The organism is Plasticicumulans sp. (assembly GCF_035331805.1).
GTDB lineage: Bacteria > Pseudomonadota > Gammaproteobacteria > Competibacterales > Competibacteraceae > Plasticicumulans.
On sequence record NZ_DAOLKE010000230.1, the window covers coordinates 1,285 to 5,752 of the forward strand.

At 65.7% G+C, this 4,468-nt stretch carries 3 protein-coding genes; 2 read left to right on the forward strand and 1 reads right to left on the reverse strand.

Annotated features, from left to right (window positions below):
- Positions 1–82 precede the first annotated feature (82 nt).
- Complete coding sequence (locus tag PKE44_RS14000) at positions 83–550, forward strand: YiiD C-terminal domain-containing protein (RefSeq protein WP_324552235.1); 468 nt, start codon at positions 83–85, stop codon at positions 548–550.
- An 825-nt stretch (positions 551–1,375) separates the two neighbouring features.
- Here PKE44_RS14000 and PKE44_RS14005 read toward each other — a convergent pair.
- Positions 1,376–3,052 (reverse strand): L-lactate permease, encoded by a 1,677-nt coding sequence (locus PKE44_RS14005; protein ID WP_324552237.1) that lies wholly within the window; start codon positions 3,050–3,052, stop codon positions 1,376–1,378.
- A 660-nt stretch (positions 3,053–3,712) separates the two neighbouring features.
- On the opposite strand from PKE44_RS14005, the gene PKE44_RS14010 reads away from it, so the two are divergent.
- Positions 3,713–4,468: an FCD domain-containing protein gene (locus PKE44_RS14010; protein ID WP_324552239.1), complete on the forward strand. Its 756-nt coding sequence runs from the start codon at positions 3,713–3,715 to the stop codon at positions 4,466–4,468.

Consider the following 4,468-nt stretch of genomic DNA (forward strand, 5'->3'; position numbering starts at 1 on the left):
CGGCCATCGGCCATCGGCCATCGGCCATCGGACGCAAAGGCTAAGGTTGGCATCCACCCCGCTCCGCTGCCTGCCGCCGCCCATGGAATCCCGCCATCCGCTCGATGCCTTTTTCGCCCAACACATTCCGCTCACGCAAGCGATGGGCCTGCACGTCGCCGGTCGTGACGGCAGCGGCCTGCGCCTCGCCGCCCCGCTGGCGCCGAACCTCAACGACAAGGGCACGGCCTTCGCCGGCTCGCTGGCGGCCATCGTGACGCTGGCCGGCTGGGCGCTGACGACGCTGGTGCTGCGCGAGGCCGGCATCGAGGACGCCCAGGTCGCGGTCGGGCGCGCCGAGACCGACTACCGCCGGCCGGTGCGCAGCGCGCTGCTCGCCGACTGCCGTCAGCCCCCGCCGGCCGAGATCGAGCGTTTTCTTGGCGACTACCGCAGCCGCGGCCGGGCGCGCTGGGAACTGGAGATCGTGCTGATGCAGGACGACGCCGTTGCCGTGTTCCAGCGCGCCCGCTACCACGCCTGGCGTGCCGCCGGCACGGCGGATGGCTGAACGGCACCGGTTCGCATGACTTTATGTTCACTTGACGGAAACAAATTTTGTTTATCGAACCCGTTGACGGTCCGGCGGATGATCCATATGATGCAATGCAACATCTGCGGATGTTCTCCTCCTCCTTTGGTGGTCTTGTTTGAAGCCGGGCTCCCCGCCCGGCTCTTTTTTTGCGCGTCATTCTGTCAGTTGCCTGACGAAAGCCCGCGGCGCTCCGTCTCTGCCGCGTGGCCGGCCGCAGCCCGGATACCGGCGTGCAGTCCGCACGGTGGACGGCTGGGCGGCACCGGTTCGCATGACTTTATGTTCACTTGACGGCAACAGGTTTTGTTTATCGAACCCGTTGACGATCCGGCGGATGATCCATATGATGCAACGCAACATCTGCGGATGTTCTCCTCCTCCTTTGGTGGTCTTGTTTGAAGCCGGGCTCCCCGCCCGGCTCTTTTTTTGCGCGTCATTCAGGTCCTTGCCTGACGCCAGCCTGCGGTGATCCGCCTCTGCCGCGCGGCCGGCCGCGGGCCGGATGCCGGCGCCGGGACGCTCTCCCGTGCCGGAGCTCGCCTGCCTCTCCGACGCAGGCTCGTCGTCCTGAAATCGGTCTGATGACTGGCATCTGACATCGGTGTTTGAACGGCACCGCATTAAATGATGGTATAAAAATTTATCTATACATCCGAATGAGTGCATGTCTTCCGGCCCGATGCGCGCCCGCCGACTGCCGCCCTGCTCCGCCGGAGCGACCGACATGGGTGCCCGGAAAAGCAGAAGGGGCCTTGCGGCCCCTTCGTTCGGAGTGTCGGGAATGTCGTCAGGCTGCGCCGCTCAGTGCACCGGCACGCCGCCGGTGGCCGGCCAGATCACCAGGCTGGTGAACGGCGGCACGTAGGCCATCAGCGTCACGAGGATGCCGACCAGGCAGGCGAGCGCGATCGAGTGGAAGAACACGTAGCGCAGGATGTCGCCTTCGTGGCCGTACCAGCGGGTCGCGGTCGAGGCGACGACGATGGACTGCGCGTCGATCATCTTGCCCATGACGCCACCGGCGCTGTTCGCCGCGGCCATCAGCACCGGCGACAGGCCGAGCTGCTGCGCCGAAGCCTTCTGCAGGCCGCCGAACAGCACGTTGGCGGCGGTATCCGAACCGGTCAGCGCCACGCCGAGCCAGCCGAGCAGCGTGCCGAAGAAGGGGTAGAACACGCCGGTCTGCGCAAAGGCGAGGCCGAGGGTGATGTCGGTGCCGGAGTAGCGGGTCACGTAGCCGAGCGCGAGCATCGCGACGATCGTGATCAGCGAGTACTTCAGGGTCTTCAGGGTTTCCCAGTAGACCTTGAGCATGCCGAGCGGGCTGTAGCCCATGATGAAGCCCGAGATGACGGCGGCGATGAGGATGCCGGTACCGGTCGCCGACAGGATGCCGAAGGTGTACTTGGCGCCTTCGATCTCCGGGTGCGCAACGATCGGCGGCACCTTCTGGACCATGTTGTGCAGGCCCGGCCACTCGAACACCGGCGCCCAGACGCCGTTCCAGAATTTCTTGACCTCGGGCATGCCCCAGATCAGCACCAGCACCGACAGGATGATCCACGGCAGCCAGGCGCGCAGCACCTCGCCGCCGGTGTAACCGTGGTGACCGCCGACGTGCTCGACGTTGTCCTCGGCCTTGCCGCTGGTCGAGGTCCAGACTTCCTTCGGGTGCCACACGAACTTCAGGAACAGCGCCAGCGCGGCCAGCGAGATGATCGCGGCGAGCACGTCGACCAGCTCGGGACCGAAGTAGTTGGAGACGACGAACTGCGGGATCGCGAAGAACAGGCCCGCAACCAGCACCGCCGGCCAGACCTTGATCATGTTGCGGAAGCCGCAGAAGGCCCAGACCAGCCAGAACGGCACGATCAGCGAGAACAGCGGCAGCTGGCGACCGACCATCGCCGAGAGCTGCATGACATCGAGGCCGGTGACCTTCGCGAGCGTGATGATCGGCGTGCCGAGCGCGCCATAGGCGACCGGCGCGGTGTTGGCGATCAGCGACAGGCCCGAGGCGGCGAGCGGCGAGAAGCCGAGGCCGATCAGCATCGCGCCGGTGACGGCGACCGGCGTGCCGAAGCCGCCGGCACCCTCGAAGAACGCGCCGAAGCTGAACGCGATCAGCAGCAGCTGCAGCCGGCGGTCGTTGGTGACGCCGGTGATGCTCTCGCGCAGGATCGCGAACTGCCCCTTACGCTCGGTCAGCTGATACAGAAAGATGACGTTCAGGATGATCCAGCCGATCGGCATCAGGCCGTTGGCGGCGCCGAAGGTCGCCGAGCTGAGCGCGGTCGAGGCCGGCATGCCGAACACGGCGATCGCCACCAGCAGCGAGGCCGCCAGGCCCATCAGCGCCGCGATGTGCGCCTTGATATGGAAGAACCCGAGCGCGCCGAGCAGCACGATGACGGGAATCGCCGCGGCTGCCGTCGACAGCCAGGCGTTGTTGAGCGGGTCGTAGACTTGGGACCACATGGTTGTTTGTTCCCCCCTCCGGGAAAAGCGCGCGCACGCGCCGATCAGCGCCATCCGCAGGCGGACGGACGGCGCCGGTCACTGACAGCTCACGTTCGGACGAAGGCCCCGCGGTCAGGGGACCGCGAGGCCGGACAGATCGCGGATCGACCGGCTCCTTCGCAAGGTTTCCTTACAGGTGCGACGGAGCAATTGGTCAACTGATCTGACCACTATTGGACCGGATATGAAATCGGCCCGCAAGCCTGTTGCACGTGCCGGTATGAAATTTTCTCAGCTTCGCCCCGGTTTCAGGGCATCCGGCCTGACCAATATGACCGGAAATTCGCACACCTGTAAGAAACGGACCCCCAACCGATTGCGCATCGTTGTCACGCTTCCGCATTCCGGTAAATCATCGGAATCACTGACAACTTGCCGCCGGTCTGCCGGCAGATGCCGCCCGGTTGCGGAGGTCTGTCGTGGCGCACCCGGTCCGCAAGCGTGGCGATATTTCATCGGGAACAAGCCAGGCAGTCATTGTCGAGGTCATGCGGCCTGACCAATCAGACCCGGGACGGTGCGGATGCACCAAAATGTGCCGTCTCGACAGGCTCACAGCGCGACTGTTAGGCTTAATTGGTCATACCGGATTTCCGTACCCCTATCAGGACAGCGCCCGTGAAGCCGGCCAAGATTTCCGACGTCATCACCCATCAGATTGAAGCCCTGATCCTCGAAGGCGGGCTCAAGCCCGGCGATCGCCTGCCGCCCGAGCGCGAGCTGGCAGCGCGCTTCGAGGTGTCGCGCCCGTCGCTGCGCGAAGCGATCAAGAAGCTCGAAACCCGCGGTCTGGTCGAGACGCGCCGCGGCGGCGGCACGTATGTATCGAGCCTGCTCGATGCCTCGTTCGCGAACCCGCTGATGGGCCTGCTGCACAACCACCCCGAGGCGCTCTACGACCTGGTCGAGATGCGTCACTCGCTGGAATCGGTCGCCGCCTATTACGCGGCCGTGCGCGGCACCGCCGAGGACAAGGCGGCGCTGCGCACGCGCTTCGAGGCGATGATCGCCGTGCATGGCAAGGGCGGCGGCGATCCGCAGACCGACGCCCGGCTCGACACCGAGTACCACATCGCCATCGCCGAGGCGGCGCACAACGTCGTGCTGCTCTACATCATGCGTGGCCTGTTCAACCTGCTGCACAGCGGCATCACGACCTCGCTGGCGCGCCTGTACACGCGCTCCGGCAACCACGAGGCGATCTGCCAGCAGCACACCGACCTGTTCGAGGCGATCATGGCCGGCGACGGCGAACGCGCGCGCAAGGCCGCGAGCGATCACCTGCTGTTCGTCAAGCGCTCGCTCGCCGAGATCGACGAGGAAGAAAAGCGCATCGAGCGCGCACGCCGGCGGCTGCACGGGCTGACGGACTGA

What these genes read in the sequence shown, in the direction of transcription:
- PKE44_RS14005 (WP_324552237.1), bottom strand. Translation starts at nt 3,052, where the DNA reads ATGTGGTCCCAAGTCTACGACCCGCTCAACAACGCCTGGCTGTCGACG.
- PKE44_RS14000 (WP_324552235.1), top strand. Translation starts at nt 83, where the DNA reads ATGGAATCCCGCCATCCGCTCGATGCCTTTTTCGCCCAACACATTCCG.